The organism is Edaphocola flava, assembly GCF_004118155.1.
GTDB lineage: Bacteria > Bacteroidota > Bacteroidia > Chitinophagales > Chitinophagaceae > Edaphocola > Edaphocola flava.
On sequence record NZ_SAIQ01000001.1, the window covers coordinates 706,689 to 732,126 of the forward strand.

The following is a 25,438-nucleotide window of genomic DNA, read 5'->3' on the forward strand; positions in this document are numbered from 1 at the left end:
TTGTGTTTCAAAGGTATAATATATTGATTATAAGACGTAAGCCTGCTGCACTATTTTTTGTTAAAATCTCGGACAGTTATAAGTATCTCTGCCACCGGAAATACTACTGTATAATCCTTTAAATGACAGGGACAGCTCTATAGCACCAAAGCTTCTGTTAGCTTTGGAGAAGCCGGATGTTGTTGCATCAAAAGAGCACATTAATCGCATCTTGGTCCACTCAATCCCCACAACAGGTATAAAACTTTCATTCCAGCGGTAAAATACACCCAGTATCATTTGATTATTAGCCCGGTCCATACTGGATACATTCAGGTTAAATAAAGCACCTGCAACCAATTCCGAGGCTTTCTTCTGGTAAGCGTAATATAAAGAAGGATTGATAATGAATTTATCTCCGGCTTTAATCAGGGCATCTACATTTGCCATTGGTCTGATACCCAGGCGATTCTCCTGGCGGTAAAAGCTTTCATTAGGACGATTAAGGTGTTGCGCCCCTACTCCGATCTTCAGGTAGAAATCAGGGTTGGGAAAGTATGCATAGTTTACCCCCAGCATAACATCGGCATAGCGTACGCGGTTTGTGGCATAGGGCTCCTGTTGTGCCAGGTTTTTATTAAAAGACATCCCATCCCATTGCGCATCGAAGGTAAGACGGGAGAAGTCTATACTACGTTGTACAAATGCGCCGCTGATACCTGCAGAGATCATATTATAATCATTCAGCTGCACATGGTATGCAAGGGAGGCCTGTACTTTGTCGAGTGATAAGATACCGGCTCCTGCCTTATCAGAAAAGAAGGCGACACCGATACCCATCCAGTTTGTAAGGTTTTTATTCCGCAACAGCTGGAAATCTCCATGAGCGGCAATCGTCTTAAATGCTGCCGGAACATTGGACCATTGTTCCCGGTAATTAACCCCTACCTGATAGTCTTCTGTAGGGATGAGGGCTGTATTGGCAGGATTGAGTAATTGTGGTGCATTGTAATATTGTGAGAAGTGTATACCCTGGCCAAATGATGGCAACCCGAGCAGACACATTCCGATCAGTATTAAAAAATGACGCATGGAGTTTAGAGTTTATGCCTATAAAGATAACATTTTATTTATAACATGTTCCCTTAAGGCCAATAAAAAAGCGCTGCCACAGGGGCAACGCTTTTTTATAATAAATGATCAAATAATTTATTTTACGATAAATACATTGCCATTAGGGTTAAAGAACTTACGTAAAGAATCTTTTACCACTGCAGTATCAGAATTGCCTGCAACACTCATGGTAATGTAATAAACTCCGGCACCATTCTCCTTTAAGGACAGGTCTTTACCATAAGAGTCCTGGCCAAATGCCTTCAGTTTATCCAGTTTTTTATCCGCAGCTGCCTTATCAGTGAACTGCAGGATGGCATAGTTATACCCGTTTGAAGGGGTAGCCGCCGCCTGTGCAGGAGGAGGAGCTGTAGCCGTTGCAGCCGTATCATTACGTACAGCAGCCGCTTCCGGTGCTGCATTTTCTACTTTCGGAGCAGCATCATTATTGTCTTTACTCATGTACCAGTAGATACCGATTCCCGCACCTAAAATAGCCAGCACGATCAGGGCCAGAATGATAATTTTAGACCAGTTCACCATTGGCGGTTTGATCACAATTTCCTCATCAATAGTCGGTTCTTTCAATTGCATCTTCTCATACATCTGAGAGATTGTCTCGCCGGTAGTTGTAGCCGCAGGAGCATGTGTCTTGAAATAAGGGATCGTACGGGTTTGTACTTCAATGTTCTGATCAGAAATGAAGGTATTTTTACCTTCAGTACGTACAAATTTTCCAAATCCCGGGATGGTCACCTCCTTACCTTCGGTCAGTGCTTCCCTGGTCTGGGTACAGAAATCTTTAATCGCATTTGCAGCATTTGCAATGCTGATGCGTTCATTAGTAGCAATAAAATTGGCCAGGGCATCATCAATTGAGCCATTGGCAAAGGTAAAAGATACCTGGTATTGGGGACCTTCCATCTGGTCACCCTTTTGAAGGGCTGGCTTCCTGGTAACCAGGAAGTTACCTAAATTCGGCAAATAGCAATATTGGTATTTGTGCAGGAAAAGACCTATATATTTAGCAACATCCATTCTTTTATATCTATGTTTATTTAGTTTCTGGGGTACAAATTACCTTACGCAAAAGTAAGGATTAGAATTTAAATCGGATTCCACCCAGTATATTAATTCCATATACCGGATATTGGTTCCATAACTGGTATTTCTGATTCAGGATATTATCGGCCTGAACAAATAGGGTCAGTCTTGGAATAACATCATAGCTGGCCATGGCATTAATGTCTACAATCATCGGCAGTTTCTTATATGTACCATCCGGGTTATTGGCAAACATGCGGTCATAAAGCGTAGCTCCGGCACTGAGGTTAAATTTAGGGAAGGCATTCCAGTTCAATCCCCCGCTGATACTTACCTGCGGCATATGCCAGGCTTTATCCTGACCTTTTACATTATATATATTCCACACACTGCTACCCCATACGCTGAACTTGCTATGGATCTGGTAACGCAGGCGCGCTTCTACATTGACAGCGCTGGCATCGAAATAACGCACATCAAACTGACGGCCATCGGTACTGTCGGTATAGTTATTGGCAAACATGGCCAGGTTCTTCCACCATTTATATCCTACCGTACCGCCAATCTGGAAATGACTGTTCAGCGCTGCATCAAAACCGGCAGACACTTTATTGCTGGTTCCCTGCACCGGCGTATACTGGTACAGCATGTACGGATTATAGGTACTCAGGTTTTTATAGGTATTCTGCTCCAGGTTACTGGTCCAGCCTGCCATTAATTTCAGGCCTTTATTTTTGGTCAGAACCGTTTCTGCGGTCAGGTCTGGCAACAGGTACACTTCATTACCCTTCGCCCATGTCGGCTTCACGCCTATATGGATCTTAGTTCTGGAGAAGGCCAGATCTACTGCAGGTGTCAGTTGCAGATAGCTATTACCCTTAACCCCATTTCCGGCATCGTACTGAGTCAGATTAGCATTTACGCCCAAACCGATACTCACGGTTGAATCTATCGCTTTGGAGAAAGGCAAAGCCAGTCCCAAAGCACGCTCCTTAGCCCCCATGCTGTTATTCAGCAGGTATAAAGAGACAGTAGGCTGGTACTTGATATTCCAGAAACCAGGAGACACCGGTGTCAGCGCAGCCTGGAGATCAACCCCGGTATATACCTGTTTAACCCGGTCTTCCTCATAATGATACACGGTGGTATCATAGCCATACTGGCGGTATGCCCTGCGGTCTGCATTCAGCTGCAGGTCAAGGGTATGTTTCGGAAAATAGTAGCTGCCGCCTGCGGTAAGGGTGTTCTGAGACCATTGCTGGTATAGCGGTTTACCTTTTTGAGACAAATGGTTGAAATGAAAATTCAGATCATACTCATCACCATATATACCTCCTACACCAGCATCGATGAGGTAAGTATTAAGGTTACCAATACCCAGCTTAATGTAATTTTCAAAAGGAAGTGTTTCCTTCTGTTGTTTCATCGCCAGCGGTTTGATCGGCTCTGCTTTATAAGAATAACTGAGCGTTTGTTGTGGTACGGTATAGGCAAATTTAGGCTTTACCGTATCAATTACCGGCAATGAAGGTACAAACTCCGGTTTGGGAGCAGGGGCCACTTCCGGCTTGTAAGTAGAATAAATACTTAAAGACTGTGTCTTAAAAGTAGTGTCTGTATTATTGCGGCTGGCCTGTTGTGCCTGCAGGCTCCAGGGAGCAGCTGCAAGGGTAAGGGCCAGTAAAGATTTATGATTGATGCGCTTCATTCTGTTTCGTTTTGTTGAACATTGATCCATTAATCGGCCAGCTTACTTTTATTTTTCTCCAGTTGTTTTACTTTTTCCAGCTTATCTTTTGCTTCCTGCACCAGCGTTTTATCACCGGCATTTTTTACGATACTCTGCAGGGTAGCTTTAGCATTAAAGTAATCTTTATTATCGGCCAGGATATCTGCCAGCAGGATGTAATTCTTCACTGTCCAGTAAGCATCGCCATTAGAAGCCTGTGCGGCATAGCTCGCAGCCTTTTCCGCTTCCGCATTCTGCTTCTGCGCAAATAAGATTTCCGCAATGTGGTAACGTGCCTCTGCACTGATGTTTCCGATATTGGCTTTGTCCAGCTGCTGATAAGTAGTCTTCGCTTCGTTCAACTGGTTGTTCATTTGCTGCACCTTGGCTTTATACAGCTGAGCCGTCATGCGGGTGCGCTCTTCTACACCACTTGCCGCAAGAATGCTGCTGGTATAGCTTTCCGTACCGGTATAATCTTTTTCATCAAAAGCAATCTTCATGAGGCCTTCCTGTGCTGCAGGTAATGATTCTGTAGCCTGGTGCTCCACCAGCATATTGTAGTATTGCTTGGCAGCTGCTGTATTTTTCTGATTGGCATTGATGGTTGCGGCCCTCAATGCAGCATCTTCCGAAAACTCGCTCCAGGAGCCGGACAGCAGGCTGCTATAGTCTGCCAGTGCTTTATCATATTTCTTTTGCTGATAATAGCTCTCTCCTCTGTAGTAAAGTGCTTTTACCTGGTACATTCCTTTCGGGTATTGCGTCAGGTATTTATCATACTGTGCAATGGCTTTATCATAATTCCCGTTAGAGAAGTCATTATCGGCCGCATCAAAGTATGCATTTTCAACATCGTCTTTATCATCTACAGTAATACCCTGTTTTTGCAGGAAGTCTGCATACTGCTCCGGTTTGCCCTGTGCCACATATAAAGTCTTCAGTGCACTCAGTGCCGCTGTGCGGTCTTCTGCAGCAGGATATTTAGTGATGTATGTTGTATAGGCATCTATCGCTTTAGCACCCTGGTTATTGTCCTGGTAGGCAAATGCCAGCTGGTAGGCAGCTTTGGCCTGCAGGTTTACATTGGTTGTATTCAGTTTTTCGAGCAATGCAATCGCTTCTGCATTTTTATCCATAGCGATATACTCCGAAGCCAGCTCCAGTGTGGCATCTTCCTTAATGGAAGTCTTACCTTTCTGTACTACATATTTCAGCAGTTCCACTTTCTCGGCCTGCTTATTCTGCAGTCCCAGGATTAGTGCTTTCTGATAACGTGCATAATCGGGATCGCCTGAGTTTGCGGCAATCGCTCTATCATACAGACGGGCTGCATTATCGAAATCTTTCTGCATAAATGCAGCATCAGCCTGGCGTACAATTGCATCGGCAGATCCTTCAGATCCTCCCCTTTGTGCATCAGCAAAAGCGGTTTGTGCATCGGCATAATTACTGGCCTTCATACTGGCATAACCCAGGTTGATATTGGCATTCTGCACCGTAGCCTTGCTGCTTACCTTAGCTGCAGCAGACTCATTTCCTTTTACTTTACTCAGGAAACTTTTGGTTGCAGTTACAGACTCGTTGAACTGGTTTTGCTTGTAATCGATTTCTCCTTTCCAGAAGTAAGCGACAGCTTCCAGTGCCGGATTTACCGGTCTGCGCAGTGACTCATCAAGATATTGCTCTGCTTCTCCATAACGCTTGTCCTGCAATAGTTGCAGACCACGGCCTACGGCTGCTTTCTGAAACAGGGATAAGGCTTCATTGCTGTTTTCTTTACTATCGGCTAATAAATCGTATGCTTCAGCATAGTTATTATTCTTCAGCAGCATAGAAGACAATAATGTCCTGGCTTCAGCAGCATTGCTGCTGTTCGGAAACTCGGTCAGGAAGCGCTTAAAGCCGGTAGTAGCCATAGGATCGAAGCCCAGCTCATAAGACAGCTTATTATATAAGAAGAGTGATGCTTCTTTCTGCGCAATGTTATAATCCATTTCACTGCACAGACCAAAGGCATTACGCGCGCCTTTCTTATCATTTACTTTGAGGTAGCAATCTCCCAGCAGGTACATGGAGGTTTGCCCCAGAGAATCCTGGGTACTGCTCAGTTGCTGGAATTTATCAATCGCTTCTCTGTATTTGTTTAGCTGGTAATAAGTATATGCCATCTCATACAGCTCCTCTTTTTTCACACGTTCACTGTTGGCATAATAATCCTCAAAGTAAGGCAGGGCCTCATCATAGCGCTTCATCTCAAACAATGTCTGCGCGGTCAGTAGCCTCAGTTCCTTATCATAATAGAGCTTATCTTTTTTGCCGAGGTAGCGGCGGGAGTTAGATAATACTTTATCATAATCGCCTTTAAAGTAATGGATCTCGGTCTCGTAATAGGGAACGATATCCTTATACTCTTCAGAGTTATGCACTCTTTCAAAGCTTTTCAGGGCATCATCAAAATTACCTTCATTATAGGTCAGCAAGCCATAATAATAGTTTGCCGGTAAGTAATATTTATTCTCCGGGATCTCTTTAATCCCCACAAAGAGGTTACGTGCCTGGCTGAATTGCTGATTGATGAAATAGGCATAGCCCAGTTCAAACTTCGTATCTGCAATTTCTGCATTACTCAGATTGTCCACACCGGCCATTTCGTAATAGGTAATGGCTGCGGCCAGGTCGCGGTTATTTTCAAAGTAGTATTTACCCAGTTCAAAGGCAACCCTCTGGCGGTATGCAACATTCGTTTGTTTACTTACATACGCCTTAGCTTCCCCTATAGACTCCAGGTTACGGAGTTTAACCCCCGACAGCATACGATAGTATTCTGCCTGCTCTCTGTCCAGGGAAGTGACTACAGCCACACTGGACTGGCCCGGTTGTTGCGGATAAGCCAGGAATTCGGAAAGTGTATGCGCCGCAAGGTTATAGTGCCCCTGCTGGTACTGCTCGATACCGTGCTGCAATAAGGCTTTGGGTTTCAGATTACTGATAGTCGTTTGCGCCATGGCAGCCGTGCCTATAGATAATGCTGTACCCAGTACCAGTGATCTATGTATGATTGATTTAAAGTTTCGCCCCATTTTCAAATGATACATTTTATGTATTTGTAATCCCGGTGTATTATTTGGGATAGCCCTTGGCTATGATACCAAACCAACAAAGATAAGTATTCGGGACTGGTACCCAATAAATAATAGTTAAAATGTTGTATAAAAAAAGCGGCTCACATGAGCCGCTTTTTTTATACGTTTCTTCATTTGTTTTAATCCCGTGATCTGCTGTTGGTAAACAGCATGATATAATAGATCAGGGTTGCAATAGAACTGATTGCAGCCACCACATAAGTTCTGGCCGCCCATTTCAATGCATCCTGTGCTTTATCATGATCGGCACCTACTGTTATCCCGGTAGATTCCAGCCACTTCAGCGCCCTGTTACTGGCATCATACTCAACCGGCAGGGTAACCAGGCTGAATATTGTAGACAAAGCAAATAATACAATACCTACCAGCATCACTATAGGGCTCGCCTTGGCCACCAACAGCGCCAGGCCTATCATAATCACCCATTGAGATAAACGGGTACTGATATTCACCACAGGCACCAGCTTACTGCGTAATTGCAGCATACTGTAACCGGTGGCATGCTGTACCGCGTGACCGCATTCGTGGGCGGCAACTGCAGCGGCAGCAATACTATTGCTGGCATATACCGATTCACTCAGGTTTACGGTCTTGTCTGCCGGGTTATAGTGGTCGGTCAGTCTTCCCGGTGTGGAAATAACCTTTACATCCATGATACCATTATCAAGCAGCATTTGCTCTGCCACTTCTTTACCGGACATGCCGCTCATCAGCGGATCATGGCTGTACGTTTCAAATTTACTTTTCAGTCGATTACTGACATACATCCCGACCAGGAACATAATACCGGCAATCAGATAATAACCCATCATAATTTAATACTGGTTTGATTATAATTAAAGGTACAAATTTGGGACCAAATTAATTTTGACAGATGTTATGACATTTTTATACTTTTAAGGGCTGAAATCCGCATTTGGTGCAATTTCTGGCATAAATCAATCCCATTTATCATTTGTTTTTTAACATATATTCAACAAGCATGAGAACATTATTCCTGAGTATACTGGCCTGCTTATCGACTTTCCTGCTTACAGCACAAGACAATTATTTCAAAGTAAGCACCCTTAATCTGAAAGATGGCAGCGTACCTGTATTTTCTAATAAGAAAGCGAAGAAGGTAAGCAAACGCATTAATGAATACCTGCAACTGGCTACAGTGGGCAGCCTGGCAGAGCCTCATAAGGACAGTCTAACCTGTGCTTATGATTATGTTATCCTTCTGAACAATAATCGCTGTCTGTCTGTACGCTGCACACCGATAGACAGCACACTGCCTGTACCAGCTAAAAGTATTGCTTTTAATGCGGCTACCGGGCAGGTGATCGGCATCACCGATCTATTCTCTTCCACCGGATTGGGCGAACTGAAAAGAATGATTTTACGCCAGCATGCCGATGCTATTGCACAATATATTCCTGCAGAAAGTAAGGAGGAGGTGAATAAGTGCCTGAAAAACAACCTGGGTATCTTTACGTTAAAACAAGGCATTATTTCCATCCAGTCATCATCATGCTTCCCTGCAAATACGCCATACCGTGCGGTTCTGGACATGCCGGTACAACCGGTGCAAAACCTGCTGAGCAATTATGGCTTCGGCGTATTCGGGCTGAACCCTGATGTAAAAATGAAAAAGATGGTGACCAATAGCCTGCCTAACCTGTACTCCGGCAAGATCGGAAGTGATGCAGTTCTATTGCAGTTAGACCCGGTGATGGATAAAACCCTGAGTGGTGTGTTATATAATGTACATACTGGCAAAGCCATACCCGTACAGGGCAGCTTTCGCAGCAATCATTTCGATGCGGAAGGCAGCTGGGGCAAATTCAGTGTGGTGATCAGCAATGGTATGGTACAGGGCAACTTCAGACCGGCCGGCGGCAGACCGCAAACTATAAATCTGGAAAAATAAACCTTATTTTGTCCTTCAAATAAAATCATCCGTGCTGCGCAACTCAATCGTTTGTCTATTATGCCTTGCCTTTCTGAGCTCTTGCACACAGAAGGCTAAGGAGCGTAAGATGGTCTTCCGGTACAACCAGGCCGGCGGACTGGAAACGCTGGACCCTGCATTTGCTAAAAACCTGAGCATTATGTGGGGCGTGCACTTTATATTCAATACCCTCACAGAAGTGGACAAGGAGCTTAAGGTTACTCCTTCCCTGGCGCAATCCTGGGAGCTATCCGAAGATGGGCTGCACTATACTTTTCATATCCGCAGAGATGTGTACTTCCATGACAACGAAGCCTTTCCCGGTGGCAAAGGCCGCCGCATGACGGCATATGATGTACAATATAGTTTCGACCGGCTCATTGACCCGCTGACGGCCTCTTCCGGCGCCTGGATCTTTAATGACCGGGTGCGCAGCAAGCAGCCATTCGAGGCGATCAATGACAGTACCTTTATCATTCACCTTAACCAACCGTTCCGCCCGCTTCCGGAGATACTCAGCATGCCTTACTGCTCTGTAGTACCGCATGAGGTAGTGCGCAAATGGGGCAAGGATTTCCGCAATCATCCCTGTGGCACAGGACCTTTCCGTTTTCAATACTGGGATGAGGGTAATACACTGGTGTTGTATAAGCATCCCGGCTACTGGGAGCAGGACAGCAGCGGCCAAAGGCTCCCCTACCTGGATGCGGTACAGGTAAGTTTTAATGATACCAAGGCAACAGAATTCCTGTTGTTCCTGCAGAAGAAACTTGATTTTGTAAACGGATTGGACGGTTCTTTCAAAGACCTTGTACTGACGAAGAAAGGCACATTGAAACCGGACTTCCAGGATAAGATACGCTTGAAGAAACTGGTATACCTGAATACGGAATACCTGGGTATACTGGTCGACAAGGACAATGCAAAACTGAAAGGCACTCCCCTACTGCATCCTAAGGTGCGCCTGGCGATTAATTATGCCATAGACCGGAATAAAATCGTGACCTACTTCCGTAATGGTGTAGGCATACCGGCCACTACGGGTTTTATCCCTAAAGGCATGCCGGGTACAGAAAAGCGCCTGGCTACCCCTTATGAATATAATCCGGCCAAAGCCCTGCAATTACTGGCAGAGGCGGGCTATCCGAATGGTAAAGGTCTTGCCCCTATTATATTACAATGTCCCGAAGCGAATGTGGATGTCTGCAATTTTGTGGCTACACAATTAAACGATATTGGTATACCGGCAAGGGTGCAGGTGATGCAACCCGGATTGCTGCGCCAGGAGATGAGCCGCTCACAGGCACCATTCTTCAAAGCACAGTGGATTGCCGATTATCCCGATGCAGAAACCTACCTGGCATTTTTCTATAGTAAATTCCCAGCACCGCCGAATTATACGCGTTTTAATGATCCTGTATTTGATCACTTATATGAGCGCAGCCTACAGGCAGCCGATGATGCGACCCGCTTCCATATGTATGCACAGATGGATAGCCTGATCAGCAGCAAAGCACCTGTGGTGCCGCTGTTCTACGACGAGATGCTGCATTTTACCCAAAATAACATCAGCGGATTCGAAGAGAACCCGCTGAATATTATAGACCTGAAAAGGGTTCGAATAAACAAGTAAGTTATTACAAAAGCTAATTAATTCTCTGAGACATTTCCAATTTTTTTAATTTTTGACTCTAGTCCAATTAACTTTGTAGGGTCAGGAAACAGATTCGATACATTTTCAGGTGCGACTAAAGCAGGATGAATTTCTGCTCCTTTTTCTATTAAATTCGCAAAAATTGATATTGAATTTTTAATTCGTTCTATGTTTTCTGGAACATTTCCTGAAAAATTTTCGGTTTGTATATGTTCTGCTTCTGCCTGTATCATAATTTCTGTCTGAGCTTTCTGAGCTTTCAAAATATCGTCCAAACTTTCATTTTTGACTTTCAAGGACTTAATTTGCTGTTCTAGTAATCGTCCTTCTTGTATTTTTTTATATATAACGGCAGCAGACCAAACTACACTTGCAATAATACTAACTGCAGTCGTGCCAATTAGAACGTTTAACCATATTGATCCGTTTTCGACACTTACTATTTTTGTGTGACCTCCGACCTCCTCATTATAAACTATTTGTGATAAAGCAATATGAATATCTCGAGAGACTTTGGATAACTCATCGAAGTCATTCACTGGTGGCAATTTAATATTTATCGAATCAACCGACTCTTCCGGCACTGTCTTAAGCAATAAATTTAAAAAATTTGCAAGTAACAGTTTAAGCTGATTAAGATTATAAATTAGTGTATTTCCTTCAGACTGTTGAATATTCATCTGATCATTTGATGACGTAAATATTGCAGATTGTTTTATTACATCTACAATTGTATCAAAAAGGCCAAGAGAATCTACCTCATTCACAAGTATTCTTAAATTACTTAAGCCAGAAAATTTTAAGCTAGGAGGAGAGCCATGCAATTGTTCGGTTTTCCAGTCTAATTTCCCCAAGATATCTTGAAGTGAAAATTTAATTTGTTTTAACGATGTCACCATATTTTCATTACGCTGTTACATAAATATACACAAGTTTATGAAAGCGTCTAAAACAATACAAATTTATTTACGTACACTAAAGAAAAAACACATCAAAATAACAGGTCAAATATTTCGTTTACTCCTATTCAGACAATTGTGCTTTCTTCAGCCCCAGTCCTGTGCCCTGAGGCTGCAGGATGTGGCCGTTCTCGTAGCGGATGCCTTGTATACCTGTTGTATCCTCAGACAATAGTGGTCCGTCGATATCGGCATAATCGGCCAAAGGCAATAAATGGCTTAAAGCAGTGGCACCGATCACGCCTTCGTTCATACTACCCAGCATTACCTTCAGCCCTTTGGCTTTTGCAGCACGAATGAGGTCTACACCTGGTGTAAGGCCAGAGCACTTCGATAGTTTTACATTGATTCCATCATACAATCCGGCAATCTGCTCCAGGTCTTTTGCACTCTGACAGGCTTCGTCTGCAATAATTGGAATGGTTGTCAGTGTTTTCAGGATACGCATATCTTCTACATTGCCTTTCTCCAGTGGTTGCTCGATCAGTTCTATACCGGCCTGCTCCAGCTCCGGCAATAGGATTCTGGCTTCTTCCAGTGTCCAGCCCTCATTGGCATCTACCCTGATCTTTGCATCCGTCACGCTACGGATCGCTTTGATTACTTCCATATCCTCACGGCTACCCAGCTTTACTTTATATATAGGCCAGGGGTGCGCCTGCACACGACTTATCGCTTCTTCGGGACTGGTAATGGCAATGGTATAATCGGTCAGGGGAATGTCTTTCCACTCCAGGCCCAGTAACTGGTACACTGGCTGGCGCTTCATATGTCCGAACAGGTCCCAGCCGGCGATATCCAGGGCCGAGGTCAGGAAGTGCTCACCGGGAATGAGGTGATGCAGGAAATGCCAGAAACGGTCGGGGCTATTCAGGTTATATTGCTCAATCATTCTACGCTTTGCTTCCAGCAGGGCGATCATGCCCTCTACCGTTACATCGTGGTAGCTGATGGCTGTAGCCTCTCCGTAGCCGCGCAGGGCTGCAATACCCAGGCTGATGCTGAGGCTTTCCTGCTGGGTTTTTATTCCTTTTGAAATGCGAAAGGGATACTGAAAAGGGAAATTATGACGTTGATATTGTAATTGTAACATAAAGCAGGATAAAAATTAAACCACAGAACGACAAAAATAGCGATTTAAATCTCCTATCTTTGTACCCTTTTATAAAAATAAACATATAAAAAAAGCGATGAAGAAAATCTTCGGCACTATCTTATTGGGTTTAATGGGCAGCATGTCTGTTTTCGCCCAGGACAATACCACTGAAACTCCAACAGCAAAGAAAAATATACGTAAACCATCTCAGGACCATATCATGATCCAGTTATCTCACGATCGCTGGGCCGGTGCTCCTGATTCTGTAAAAACCGGTGGACTAGGCAGAGGCGTGAGTGTGTACCTGTGTTATGATTTCCCGATCAAGAAATCTAATTTCAGCTTCGGTGCGGGTGTCGGCATTACCTCTAACAATATTTATTTCAAAAACCAGCGTATGGTACTGAACGGACGTACCGGCAGTCCTGTATTTACGGAGACTGATAAAACTATCTTCAAAGGCCAGAAGCTGAATACTACTTATCTGGAAGCTCCTTTGGAACTGCGCTATTTTGCCAATAAAAACAACCGTAATACCGGTTTTAAATTTGCCATTGGTGCAAAAGTTGGTTTTAACGGTATCGGTGGTGCCCATTTTAAAGAGAAAGAATCTATTGAGGGTAAATTTGTAACCTATAAAACAAATACCAAACGTTATATGCAAACCTGGAGACTGACCCCTACTGTACGTATCGGTTATGGCAACTTCAGCGTATTTGCACAATACACGGTAACACCGCTGTTTAATACCGGTGCAGGGCCGGAAGATATCCGTCCGATGTCCTTCGGAATCTGTATCAGTGGCCTTTAACCGCAATTAATCCAAAATACTCCGCGAAACTTTACCCAAAGTTTCGCTTTTTTTATATTTTGCTTTCCAATCTCCTCTATTGACCCGGTTGTATCGACATATCGAGTTTCTGAAAGCTGTACTGCTGTATACGCTTACAGCATTTGGCGGCCCTCAGGGTCACCTGGGCATGATGCTTCGCATCTTTGTAGAACGCCGTAAAGATATTACTGAAGAGGAGTTACTGGAGCTGAATGCCTTCAGTCAGATGCTGCCCGGCCCATCCTCTACGCAAACCATTATGCTGATCGGGTATAAGCGCGGCGGCCCTACACTGGCCATTCTGACCTTACTGATATGGGTATTGCCGGCAGCCATCCTGATGGGTGCCTTTTCTTTCCTGATTACTTATATGAATATCCAGGCGATCAAAACCACGATATTTCATTATATACATCCCATGACGATCGGCTTTGTAGTGTATGCTGCACTGAAAATGATGGAAAAATCGGTCAGCAACCTGGCCACCTGGATCATCATGATTGTCTGCGGAGCCCTAACCCTGATATTTCATAATCCCTGGATTATCCCGGCGATGTTCGTCCTATCGGGCTTTATTACCAACCTCAGCAATAAGCGTATCCCGGAAAAGAAAGAGCCGAGAAAGAAACTGAAATGGATCAATATACGCCTGTATATAGCTGTATTTATCCTGGTAGGTCTGCTCAGTGAGCTGGCACGCTGGGGCGACTGGCCTTATAAGCGCATCTTTAACCTCTCCGAAAATTTTTACCGCTTCGGTACATTGGTGTACGGTGGCGGACAGGCATTGCTGCCCATGATGTTTTTTCAATTTGTAACCAGACCCCTGGCTATTGGCAGAGAGCCTTTTCTGAGCTCCTCTGAACTCATTACCGGCTTCGGTATGGTACAGGCTATACCCGGTCCGGTATTTGCCGTTTGTGCCTATGTAGGTGGCATGTCCATGAACCAGTTTGGCAGCGGCTGGCAGATACTGGGCGGCCTGGTGGCCATCACAGCCGTGTTTCTGCCCAGTACTTTATTACTCCTGTTTTTCTATCCTATTTATCATAACCTGAAACAGCATGTGATCATATACCGTGCACTGGAAGGGATTAATGCGATGATTGTTGGTATTGTATGGGCATCGGGCATACTGTTCTCGATGGACATATTACATATCACAAAACACAACTTATTATCTTTTGACTGGGTACAGAATGTTGATCTCCTGAGCATACTCGTGCTGATCGGCACTTATCTTACCCTCCGGTATACCAAAGTACCCCCTCCGCTGCTGGTTGGCACCGCATTAATTCTGGGCTATTTCTGGGGATAACAGAAAACTTTTGTTAAGGCTACCGGATTTATACCGATTTGTATTGTTTTATATGAAAATAGGTTACATTTGCTTCGAATAACAATTAATTATACCAAAAAATAAACCGACATGGATACTTCAAAATTCATTACAGCTTATTGCTTGAAAACAAAAGAGAAAAACGTACCAATGCACAATGCCGTAGTTTCTAAAACAGCCAGAGGCGGTTATATCGCTAAAGGTGATGATGGAAAAGGCAATAAAATGAGCGCGATCCTGGGTGAGGCGAAAGCATTACAAGCGATCAAAGATAAAGTTGCGAAACAAGATTTCTAATCAATAGTTCATTGATATAAAAAAGCGCAGGGTATACCACCCTGCGCTTTTTTATTATCTTGCGTCCGAAAAAATATTTTATCCTACATGAATAAATTTTTACTCGGATTATTATTATTACCCGCAACTGCTATAGCCCAGCAGGACAGTATAACGCTGCATCAATCGAACACCACTATAGAAGCCACAAAGAAAATTGTTGTGTACAAACAGCCAAACATTTGGGCACAATCTACCAATTTCTCCAATGCATTGAGTATAGCACAAACAGGAGTGCAGACATTCAGTTCCGGCGCTCCCGGAAGTGACATTGAAATGATTATACGGGGAAGCGCCAATCCTTATGGCAATAGCAGCCCTATGATTATGATCGATGGTATGCCCTTCTACGGAGACAAGTCCGCCATCAATACCTACAATATTGAAAGCATCAGTGTAGAAAAGATACCCGCTAATTTCAGTGCACCATTAAGCCTGACCACAAATGGTATCATTCATATCCGTACGGCAAAATCTGCTACACGGCCCTCAAAATGGTATGTGAACCTGAATGCCAATATGGGATTCAGCAGTCGTGCCATACCTCAGTACGATATCATTACCGATCCGGGTCAGTATTATGAAACCTATTGGCAAATGTTAAGAAGAACTGTCGTTGGAGGTACAACTCCAGAACAAGCCGCTTCTGAAAATCTGATCCCAGCACTTTATGGACATAACTTGTATAATGTCCCGGATGCTGAATTGATTGATCCCACAACTGGAAAACTGAACCCTAATGCACAATTAAAGTATAAGGACAGTTGGAAAGATGCACTCACCAGATCAGGTTTATTACGACAATACAATGTCAGCGCAAGAAAGACATGGAAAAAAGCGGATGTCTTTATTTCCGGAAATTATGCGAAAGATGATGGGTACATGATCAAATCTTCATTCGAACGTATGGGGGCCAATCTGCAGGCACATTACAGACCAGTAAAAGGTTTGGAAATAGGCCTGTCAGGATTGTACAGCTATAGTAAAGATCAGCAGCTTACTTATGGGACAGCATATATTAATCCGATTTTTGCACTATACAACACAGCTCCTGTACATCCGCTGTACCAGAGAGATGCAGATGGCAATATACTTATAGACCCGACCACGGGTAAAAAACAATATTCTGATTATCCGTACAATATAAAGATCATACCTGCGCTTGACCGTTTTAAAAATACACAACGATATAGAAACCTGTTTTTGATTCCAAGCATTAAATATGAAATAGTTCAGGGACTGAATGTTGCGGTACAAGCAAGCTATATGAAGCGTGCGAAACTATATACCAGTATTCCCGATGATACCTGTGTATTAACTGATAATTTCATTTTTCAACCCGAAATCAGCTACAATACTCAATGGCATAAACATCAGCTATCTGTAAAGGCGCAATACTTCAATATGAAGGCATCATTGGACAGGCGAAATGAAATTGTAGGCCGTTATAGAATATCGGAACTATTGCAGGATAGCTTTCAATCGGTCCTGGGAGACGTTGCTTATGACTTCAATAATAAATTGAAAGTGCAGGCAAAGCTTCAAAAGCAACTGAAAGTAACTGCCAATCCGTATATTCAAGATAACGACTGGAGCTGGGCAACTTTAGCCAACTGGAAACAAAAAGTGTCTACGTTGAACACGGAATTCTCTGCGGGTTACAGTAGTTCTGTAATTCAATACAATCTATTCAACCCCATAGCAACGGAGCCCTACTACAGTGTTCAATCAAACGGTATGAATCCTATACAAAAACAAATCGACCTTGGAGTTAAAATATCCGGAAATCGTGTTGAGGCAAATCTTAACTGGTTTCAGAAAAGTGGCCGCAACATTTATCTGGTGCAGTATTTTCCTCCAACAGTAGGAGGTAGCTATCTTAGTCAGGGATTAGATACCAGAACCAGGGTATTAGAAGTTAATATCAATACAAGACTTACGAATTCCGGATCTGCTATAAGCTGGAACTTAGGTCTCCATGCTACGCACTGGAACACCAGAGTAACTGCTGTTCCCGGAAATGATACAATATATACCTACAGGGGTTTAATCACTAAGGGAGCGAATCCTAATGAATGGTATGCACCTGAATATGCAGGTATAGATCCTCGTACTGGCGCTGCACTATATTATAAATATACTAACGGACAAAAAACGACTACTAGTGATATTAATAGCCTTTTGAAATCAGATTATCAATCTCAGGGAAGCAACTTACCTACTGTATTTGGTTCATTGTACAATCGCATCACATTCAGAAATTTCAGCCTGCAATTCGCTATTTCTTACGCACTTGGCGGTACCGCATATGATGCATATTACTCTTCATTAATGGGAGGATATGGCAACTATCATAAGGATGCCTTAAATGCATGGAATCCAGACAACAGGACATCCACCATTCCGGCATTAGACATAAACTATAATTATGACAAGTACAGCTCCCGCTTTACAACCAGTGCCTCATGGGCCAGCCTGAAATATGTAACCCTGAATTACCGACTGCCATTCAAACTGTATAAGAAATCGGGCTTTGATAATATGAGTGTGTATGCCAGTGGGGAAAACCTGTTCTTCATCAGCGCCCGCAAAGGCTTTAACCCTAATGAAGCTATAGGCACACCGATGTACAGTTACCAGCCTATGCGTACGGTACGCCTGGGTGTAAACATCGACCTGTAATTTAAATTTCAAATATTTTTAATCAGTCCCTATGGAGAAACCATAGGGACTTTGTATTTTAGTCCGATGATTGAACAGTCTTTACCCAATAAGAAAAAAGTGCATCGTGCCTGGGCCATGTATGACTGGGCCAACTCGGCATACAACCTGGTGATCACCTCCACTATTTTTCCTATTTACTATATCAGCATTACCCGCAATGAGGCTACAGCAGATAAGGTTTCCTTCTTCGGACTGGAAGTGGTGAACAGTTCGCTGCTGAACTATGCATTGGCATTTGCCTACCTGGTCATTGCCATACTCTCTCCTATCCTATCTTCCATGGCCGACTCCAGGGGCAATAAGAAACGCTATATGCAGTTCTTCACCCTAACCGGATCAATTGCGTGCATGGCACTATATTTTTTTACCGGACAAAGGATAGAGCTGGGTATACTTCTCTCTGTGGTAGCCGCGATCGGCTATTGCGGCAGCCTGGTATTTTACAATGCCTATCTCCCCGAAATTGCGATCAAAGAAGAGCAGGATCAGCTGAGTGCCAAGGGCTTTGCCTATGGTTATATTGGCTGTGTATTACTGCAACTGATCTGCCTGGTATTTGTTTTCAAATACAAAGACTGGTTTGGACAGACCGAGGATTGGGGTCCACGTATCTCCTTCTTCCTGGTAGGTCTTTGGTGGATCGGCTGGTCTATCATACCATTCACCGTATTGCCCAAACCTGCCGTTCCGGTAATCAATAGTACTAAAGCAAAAAGCGTGGTACGCGGCAGTTTCAGCGCTTTGAGAAAAGTTTCGAAGCAGGTGCAGACCATGCCTAAACTAAAAGTATATCTTGCGGCCTTCTTCTTTTACAGCATGGGCGTACAGACGGTAATGCTGGCTGCTGCGGTATTTGGCAGCAAAGAGGTCAAAAAACTGGTAGATGGAGAATGGGTGAATATGGGGGCACAGGACCTGATTCCTGCCATACTGCTGATACAGCTGGTGGCCATTCTGGGCGCTATGCTGATGGCCAAATTATCGGCTAAGATCGGCAATTTTAAGGTACTGATGCTGAATGTATTTATCTGGGTGGTGATCTGCTGCCTGGCCTACTATACCCGCACCAATTATGAGTTTTACGGCATTGCCACACTGGTGGGTGTCGTAATGGGTGGTATACAATCGCTCAGCCGTTCTACCTACGCCAAACTGATCCCGAAAGACACGATGGATAATACTTCTTATTTCAGTTTCTATGATGTAATGGAGAAACTGTCGATTGTACTGGGCATGTTTAGTTTTGCGTTTATAGAACAGATCACCGGCAATATGCGCAATGCCATACTGGCCCTGATCAGCTTCTTTGTTATCGGATTTGTATTGCTGCTGCTTACCAATAAGGCTCCTTTGCAGCGCCGCAAATCCTGATTTACGGCAATAAATAATTTTTGTTTTTCGCTTTTATTCCTTTTATTTTGGATATATGACACAGGCATTTTCTTCAGATGTAGCAGCGGTTCAGTATTTGCAGGAAAAATATGCAACCCTGAAATCGGCTATCGGCAAAATTGTCGTGGGACAATCGGATGTAGTTGAGCAATTGGTTATGGCTATACTGTGTAACGGACATAGTCTGTTAGTGGGTGTTCCGGGACTGGCAAAGACCTTGCTGGTAAAGACGCTTGCCGATGCTATGGACCTGAGCTTTAAACGCATACAATTCACTCCTGATCTGATGCCCGGCGATATTACCGGTTCCGAGATCCTGGATGAAAGCCGCCATTTTAAATTTATCAAAGGACCTGTATTTGCCAATATCATCCTGGCAGATGAGATCAACCGTACACCGCCCAAAACGCAGGCTGCCTTACTGGAAGCCATGCAGGAGCGCACAGTTACTGTAGCGGGTGTGGAGTATCCTTTACCCCAGCCATTCTTTGTACTGGCTACCCAAAACCCGATCGAACAGGAGGGTACTTATCCCCTTCCAGAGGCACAACTCGACCGTTTTATGTTCCTGATCAAAGTGGACTATCCAAGCTTCGAAGAGGAGTTACAGATCGTGAAACAGACTACCGGAAATACCGTTGCGGCAATAGATAAGGTGCTATCGGGCGAAGAGATTATTTATTTCCAGAGCCTGATCCGCAAGGTTCCGGTTCCGGACAATGTTTTGTCGTATGCCGTAAAACTGGCGCAGAGTACCCGCCCGGGCATGAATGGCAATGAGGCTGCTAGCAAATACCTGGCCTGGGGAGCCGGTCCGCGCGCTTCGCAGAACCTGGTGCTGGCGGCGAAATGCCATGCAGTACTACATGGCAAATTCTCTCCAGATATTGAAGATGTAAAAGCGGTTGCTGCTGCGGTACTGAGACACCGTATCGTACTGAACTATAAAGCAGCTACGGATAATATTACTATTGAAAAATTCATAGAACAGATCAGCGCTTAGATGAGTGTTGGTTTATAAAAAGCATTGCGCCGCCCTACGGGCGGCGCAATGCTTTTTATAAACGGATAGTCTTTTGCTTGTAAGAAGTCGTGTCGGTCAATGCACCGATAAAGGCTTCCAGGTCTTTCTTCTCCCGCTCACTTAATCCCAGCGGATCAGGGGGCAGGGTCTGATTATCCAGCTCAAATCCTAAACCGGCACCTCCGCCACGATTATAAAAATCGATTACTTCTCTTAAAGTGGCAAACACGCCATTATGCATATATGGTGCTGTAACTGCGGCATTGCGTACACTGGTGGTTTTGAACGAATGTAACTGATGCGGAATTTTGTATAAATGATATTTACCCGAATCCAGGTCCAGCTTAGCATTCAGGGTATCTGGTGTTTGCGGCACGCCTAATACTTCACTCTCCATCTTTTCAAAATAAGGAGGTACTGACCCGTTGAAGGCCGGCATGAAATGGCAGGTCCCACATTTGGCCTTGCCCATAAATATATTGAACCCACTGATCTCCTGCGCCGTCATGGCCTGCTCATCGCCCCTCATGTACCGATCAAAAGGACTGTTCATCGCCGTCAGTGAGCGCACATAAGCAGCCAGTGCATATTTGATATTGGCAGCGGTTACGGTATTGCTTCCATATGCCTGCTGATAGGATTTACGGAAGACCTTATCTTTTGTATATGCCGCAACAATATGTTCAAAGGCTCCTCCCATCTCTGCCGGATTGGCAATCACATCATGCACCTGGTCTTCGAGAAAAGTAACGCGGCTATCGAGGAATTGTACAGGCTGATACGCCGCATTCAGTAAGGTGGGTGTATTGCGCAATAACTTGCGGTCTCCGGCAATGGTTTCGTTCAAAGCAAGGCCGTCTGTAAAGGCCTTGTCTGCCATATGACAGGTAGCACAACTACGCTTGCCGGTTGCAGAAAGCCTGTTGTCATTAAACAATTGTCGGCCCAGATCAATAATTGCTGCGGTCGGTCTCGGTGCACCTGTCGGGGTATAAAAACTCAGATCATAAGCCTCTTCACTGAACAGGTGTGGCGCATTGGCCGCAATAGCTCTGTTATGTGTCTGCACAAAGGGGATGGCATGATCGACCTGGTACTGGTACATACTGGCACAAAGCGGATTTACATACTTCGATACAAAAACAGCGCGGTCAAACTCATTAAAATCTCCGGTGTACTGCTCCAGGTATTGCAGTGTTTTCTGTGCGGACTGATGCATCTGATCTGCCTCAGGGAACATGTTCAGCAACTGCACTGTAGCACGCATGGTAGAGGTGGCTTCGGGAATACTGTTTAATGCTACCGGCACATCAAAACCACTGATACCGCGGGTGATGAGCCGGTACAGGTTCAGCTTGATGGCGTCCAGCACGGATGAGCGCGTAAGCGACATATTGGCCTGCTGGGCTTTCAAACGGTTAACGGCGAAGATCAGGCCGTCGACTTCTTTAATTGCAGCTTTGGGCTCCCAGTTATCTGAGGCGAATACGACCTCTTCCAGCACCTGGAACCCGGTTGGATAAATGGGTTGTTCCGGTTCGGAGACTTCTGCCTCTAACAGGTTCGGCCCATTGATCTTTAAAGCGGTTTCGGGAAAGTGGTATTCGACCAGTGCTTCTATTCTTTTATAGGTCAGGCGAGACTGCAGGAAGGCTTCCTGCACCTGTGCCTGTGGTGCCCTGGTCATAAGCATTTCTCTCAGCAGCCTTACCTGCCCTTGCAGACTATCTACCTGTGTACGGTAATAGGCATTCACCAGTGCAACCGGATCATTTTGTTTTTCTGCACTCAGTAGCGCCACTGTGATGATCACTGCAGCAATGGCAAAAAGGGTTTTGAGTTTTATCCAGTGTTTATTCATGTTCATGCTGATACTTAAAAAACGATATTCGTATGGGGTAGTGCTTTCTTTAATCGATCGATGGTGTCTTTACTGATCGGGTTGCCGACCAGAATAATGTTACGCAGGTGTTGCATTGTAAAAAGGCTCTCCGGTAAGGATTGCAGCTGATTGTTACTCAGGTACAGCGACTCCAGCGATTTCAGTCTGGCTACAGAAGCTGGCAGTGTTCGCAGTTGATTGTTGTTGACGTTGATCGATTTTAATGCCTTCATCTGATGAATGCTTTCCGGCAATACTTCCAGCTGGTTATCGCCCAGATCCAGGCTCTTTAATTTATCGAGCCGGGTAAACGATTTAGGCAGGGCCTTCAGTTTATTAAAGGTCAGGTCCAGTTCTTCTAATGTACTGAGCTTGCCGATCTGCTCCGGAAGGTTCAGCAATCCGTTATGGCTGACTTCCAGCAGGCGTATACTTTTAAGGCTAGTGATCTCTTTCTGCAGGCTGCTGAAATTGTTCCAGGACAGGTCCAGTGTTTTTAATTGCTTCCAGGATGCAATACTTAAGGGCAGATCTGAAAGGCCGTTATTATCGAGTTGCAGAAATTCGATCTGCTTCCAGTTGCCTACGGCTTCCGGTAATTTCTTCAGATGATTATAACTGATGATCATACTTTTTAACCGCACCAACGCGCCAACAGACTCCGGCAGAAAGCGATAGCTGTTCTTTTGCAGGTCTACCGTTTCCAGATGTACCAGTTGCCCGATTTCCGGGTTCAGGACTTCATCTTTCACAATACGCAGAGAGAGTATGGTCGCACAGTCTTTAAATTTCAGCGCTTCGTTTACCGAACGGAAAGTAGATTTGGTACAGTCAAATGCAGGTTGCTGTGCATGCAAACAATAGCCTCCCAGAAGAAAGGCTATTGTTGCACTCAAATAATATTTGAGCTTCATTATGGTATTTGTTAAGATTATTATTGCTTGATAATTTTGGTATGTAAGGTCTGACCATTGATATGGATTGCTGTGGTGTATACACCTGCAGGTAATTGCTGCATATCAATTTCAAATTCATTTTTACCGGAAGTAATCTTACGATCCTGTTTCAGTACTACCGCACCAGTTACATTGTACAGTTCGATTGTTGCTGCTGCAGTGATCTTGCTGTTCATTACTACTGTTACTTTCTGTGTAGTCGGGTTAGGATACAGTGAGGTCAGGCTTGCATGATCGATCACTCTTACAGAAGTTGTAGTATCTTCTTCCTGGATCGCATCTGGTCCCAGGAATTCTTTACGGGCAATAACGATTGCAGATTCTTTATTGAATTTAACCAGGGCACCGGTTGCATCGCGCATCTCTGTTGCATTGGTAGCATCAGGGTGTTGCATTGATACAAACATATAACGGTTATCCGGAGATAAAGTCATACCGGTAGGTTCACAACCTGCTGGTGTTACTGCAAACAGTTTTACCGCAGGATTGGTTTGTGTGTGACATGGTGGTACCATCCAGATGTGGTTACGGCCACCGTCCTGGATTACATACAGGTTACCTTCGTTATCGAATGTCAGGTTATCTACACCGCCATCCCATTGCTCTTGTACAATGCCATCAGCAGTTTCGATATTATAGATCGTTGCACTGTTACCTACAAATACTTCTGCCTGACTTACGGTGCTGCCGTTATCTGCAAAACGGTATACACGGCTGGTTGCTTTTGAAGTGAAATAGATTTTATGATCCAGCGGGCTGATCTCTACATCCTCAACACCATTGAAGTTAGTAGCACCCACAGCAGATGCATAGGTTCTTACGTTGTTACAATCTTCCGGAGTGTAGTTAGGGATACCGATCCAGTCACCGGTTGTGGTAGAACCGATAGGTCCGTCCAGTTTTAAAACAAACAGATCACCTGAGCTCATATCACCAGCAGTGTGTGCCACATATTTCCATACATAACCGTAAGAACTTTCATCAGCACCTTCGTATACGGTTTTCTTATCCGGAGCTACCACACAGTTTTCGTGGCTCATACGACCCATGCCCCAGATCTTATCCGGTGTGCCATCGTTATCGTAATCTTTGATCGTGTGTGTAGCCGGGTCGATCTCAACCATCCAGCCGATATCCTGGTAACCATCGTTATTCACATCAGCAGTCGGTAATGTTTCTTCTGAAGTAATGATGGTGTTCCAAGGTGTTACCGTACCGGAACAGTTACGGCCTGTACCACCGATACCACCAAAGTCTACCGGGGCATTATTGGTAATAACCCAGGTATCTGTAGTATCGTTGAAGTTAATGTTCAGCATAGATACACCTGCAGTAGGCCATGAACCCAGCTCGTGGTTGATAGACAGGTAACCTTTTCTGCTGCTGTTATTGATCGGCACATAACCGGTAAAGTCAAACAGACCTTTGGTTATGCCATCAGCGGCATTGGTGTACGCATCGCCTTCCTGTAATAACATCTGGAAGGTATGTGTAGCAGGGATTCTCAGAGAATCAGGCTGCGTGCTTGGCATTACAGACACAAAACGAGAGATGTGTAAAGAGTCCAGATCCTGATCGCAAACAACCGGTGGTACTGGTTCTACCAGTTCCAGTTGCAGGGCGAAAGAAAGGTCAGAACTACTCAGGTCACACTGGTGTACTTCTACAGCGAATGTATTGGTACCCACCTGTAATGCCGAGGCCGGAATTACGTGAATACGGAAATCGTTTTCTGTAGCAGTGTTGCTGCTGGCAAATGTTGTATAAGTAGAAGTAGCCGGCATATTATCACGGATGATCTCCTGACCATTCAGATATACAACAGCGCCATCATCTCTTCTTAATTTGATTACTACATCCTGGTTGGCTGTTGGTAAAGCAGCCAGGTTGAATTGTGCTCTGAAATAGGTAGTGGTGTATTTGGTTGCGGTATTCGGGCCAAAGCTTACTATTGTAGCTTCATCACCATCACCATAACCCAGCTCTGCATTACCAGAAGTCCAGGCAGCATCAGCAAAATTAGATGCCGTCCATGCTGTACCCTGATCGGTACCATTGTCCAGGTATTTCCAGCTGCTCTGTGCAGGGAACAATACCGTTGTCATCTGTTGTGCATTAGCCTCCATCATCCCCAATCCTAACAGTGCCGCACAACCTAAAAGTGTAAATTTCCGTTTCATAATCAATTGTCAAATTTTGCAGACAAAGATCCAATGACAGTGTTACAGAAAGATTACTGAAAGGTTACCGAAAGATTATGCCAGGGTGAAGATTATGTAAACACGGTTGACATAAAAAAA

18 protein-coding genes are annotated in these 25,438 nt (G+C 44.4%); 8 read left to right on the top strand and 10 right to left on the bottom strand.

Features of this window, described 5'->3' with window-relative positions; translation table 11 throughout:
• Positions 1 to 60 precede the first annotated feature (60 nt).
• The 5 genes from EMP01_RS03115 to EMP01_RS03135 form a co-directional block, all read right to left on the bottom strand.
• Positions 61 to 1,071: a PorP/SprF family type IX secretion system membrane protein gene (locus tag EMP01_RS03115; RefSeq protein WP_129020023.1), complete on the bottom strand. Its 1,011-nt coding sequence runs from the start codon at positions 1,069 to 1,071 to the stop codon at positions 61 to 63.
• A gap of 117 nt (positions 1,072 to 1,188) precedes the next feature.
• Positions 1,189 to 2,016 carry an HU family DNA-binding protein gene (locus EMP01_RS03120; RefSeq protein WP_161971202.1) on the bottom strand — a complete coding sequence of 276 codons (828 nt, stop codon included), beginning with the start codon at positions 2,014 to 2,016 and terminating at the stop codon, positions 1,189 to 1,191.
• 175 nt (positions 2,017 to 2,191) lie between these two features.
• Positions 2,192 to 3,844 (bottom strand): TonB-dependent receptor, encoded by a 1,653-nt coding sequence (locus tag EMP01_RS03125; protein ID WP_129020025.1) that lies wholly within the window; start codon positions 3,842 to 3,844, stop codon positions 2,192 to 2,194.
• A 29-nt stretch (positions 3,845 to 3,873) separates the two neighbouring features.
• A complete protein-coding gene (locus EMP01_RS03130) occupies positions 3,874 to 6,963 on the bottom strand; it encodes a tetratricopeptide repeat protein (RefSeq protein WP_129020026.1) in 3,090 nt (1,029 codons plus the stop codon).
• Between the two features lie 167 nt (positions 6,964 to 7,130).
• Positions 7,131 to 7,823, bottom strand: coding sequence for a zinc metallopeptidase (locus EMP01_RS03135; RefSeq protein WP_202615980.1), 693 nt, complete (start codon positions 7,821 to 7,823; stop codon positions 7,131 to 7,133).
• 170 nt (positions 7,824 to 7,993) lie between these two features.
• Between EMP01_RS03135 and EMP01_RS03140 the strand changes: the two genes are divergently transcribed.
• Together EMP01_RS03140 and EMP01_RS03145 are read left to right on the top strand one after the other, a co-directional pair.
• Positions 7,994 to 8,923, top strand: a complete 930-nt coding sequence (locus EMP01_RS03140; RefSeq protein WP_129020027.1) for a hypothetical protein — start codon at positions 7,994 to 7,996, stop codon at positions 8,921 to 8,923.
• Between the two features lie 31 nt (positions 8,924 to 8,954).
• Positions 8,955 to 10,577, top strand: coding sequence for an ABC transporter substrate-binding protein (locus tag EMP01_RS03145; RefSeq protein ID WP_237559456.1), 1,623 nt, complete (start codon positions 8,955 to 8,957; stop codon positions 10,575 to 10,577).
• 17 nt (positions 10,578 to 10,594) lie between these two features.
• On the opposite strand, the gene EMP01_RS03150 is transcribed toward EMP01_RS03145, so the two are convergent.
• Both EMP01_RS03150 and EMP01_RS03155 read right to left on the bottom strand, forming a co-directional pair.
• Complete coding sequence (locus tag EMP01_RS03150; protein ID WP_129020028.1) at positions 10,595 to 11,497, bottom strand: hypothetical protein; 903 nt, start codon at positions 11,495 to 11,497, stop codon at positions 10,595 to 10,597.
• A 124-nt stretch (positions 11,498 to 11,621) separates the two neighbouring features.
• Entirely contained in the window at positions 11,622 to 12,650 is a 1,029-nt protein-coding gene (locus EMP01_RS03155) for a dipeptide epimerase (protein ID WP_129020029.1), read from the bottom strand.
• A 97-nt stretch (positions 12,651 to 12,747) separates the two neighbouring features.
• On the opposite strand from EMP01_RS03155, the gene EMP01_RS03160 reads away from it, so the two are divergent.
• The 6 genes from EMP01_RS03160 (at position 12,748) to EMP01_RS03185 (ending at position 20,279) form a co-directional block, all read left to right on the top strand.
• A complete protein-coding gene (locus EMP01_RS03160) occupies positions 12,748 to 13,464 on the top strand; it encodes an outer membrane beta-barrel protein (protein ID WP_129020030.1) in 717 nt (238 codons plus the stop codon).
• 79 nt (positions 13,465 to 13,543) lie between these two features.
• Entirely contained in the window at positions 13,544 to 14,803 is a 1,260-nt protein-coding gene (gene chrA, locus EMP01_RS03165) for a chromate efflux transporter (RefSeq protein WP_237559457.1), read from the top strand.
• Positions 14,804 to 14,914: 111 nt separating this feature from the next.
• Complete coding sequence (locus EMP01_RS03170; RefSeq protein ID WP_129020032.1) at positions 14,915 to 15,121, top strand: hypothetical protein; 207 nt, start codon at positions 14,915 to 14,917, stop codon at positions 15,119 to 15,121.
• Positions 15,122 to 15,208: 87 nt separating this feature from the next.
• Positions 15,209 to 17,842: a SusC/RagA family TonB-linked outer membrane protein gene (locus EMP01_RS03175; protein ID WP_129020033.1), complete on the top strand. Its 2,634-nt coding sequence runs from the start codon at positions 15,209 to 15,211 to the stop codon at positions 17,840 to 17,842.
• A gap of 66 nt (positions 17,843 to 17,908) precedes the next feature.
• Complete coding sequence (locus EMP01_RS03180) at positions 17,909 to 19,255, top strand: MFS transporter (RefSeq protein ID WP_129020034.1); 1,347 nt, start codon at positions 17,909 to 17,911, stop codon at positions 19,253 to 19,255.
• A 55-nt stretch (positions 19,256 to 19,310) separates the two neighbouring features.
• Positions 19,311 to 20,279 carry an AAA family ATPase gene (locus EMP01_RS03185; RefSeq protein WP_129020035.1) on the top strand — a complete coding sequence of 323 codons (969 nt, stop codon included), beginning with the start codon at positions 19,311 to 19,313 and terminating at the stop codon, positions 20,277 to 20,279.
• A gap of 55 nt (positions 20,280 to 20,334) precedes the next feature.
• On the opposite strand, the gene EMP01_RS03190 is transcribed toward EMP01_RS03185, so the two are convergent.
• The 3 genes from EMP01_RS03190 to EMP01_RS03200 are packed head-to-tail and all read right to left on the bottom strand — an operon-like array spanning position 20,335 to position 25,318.
• Positions 20,335 to 22,161 carry a cytochrome c peroxidase gene (locus EMP01_RS03190; RefSeq protein WP_161971203.1) on the bottom strand — a complete coding sequence of 609 codons (1,827 nt, stop codon included), beginning with the start codon at positions 22,159 to 22,161 and terminating at the stop codon, positions 20,335 to 20,337.
• Positions 22,162 to 22,175: 14 nt separating this feature from the next.
• Entirely contained in the window at positions 22,176 to 23,096 is a 921-nt protein-coding gene (locus EMP01_RS03195; RefSeq protein WP_129020037.1) for a leucine-rich repeat domain-containing protein, read from the bottom strand.
• Between the two features lie 20 nt (positions 23,097 to 23,116).
• Complete coding sequence (locus EMP01_RS03200) at positions 23,117 to 25,318, bottom strand: alkaline phosphatase PhoX (protein WP_129020038.1); 2,202 nt, start codon at positions 25,316 to 25,318, stop codon at positions 23,117 to 23,119.
• Positions 25,319 to 25,438: the final 120 nt, after the last annotated feature.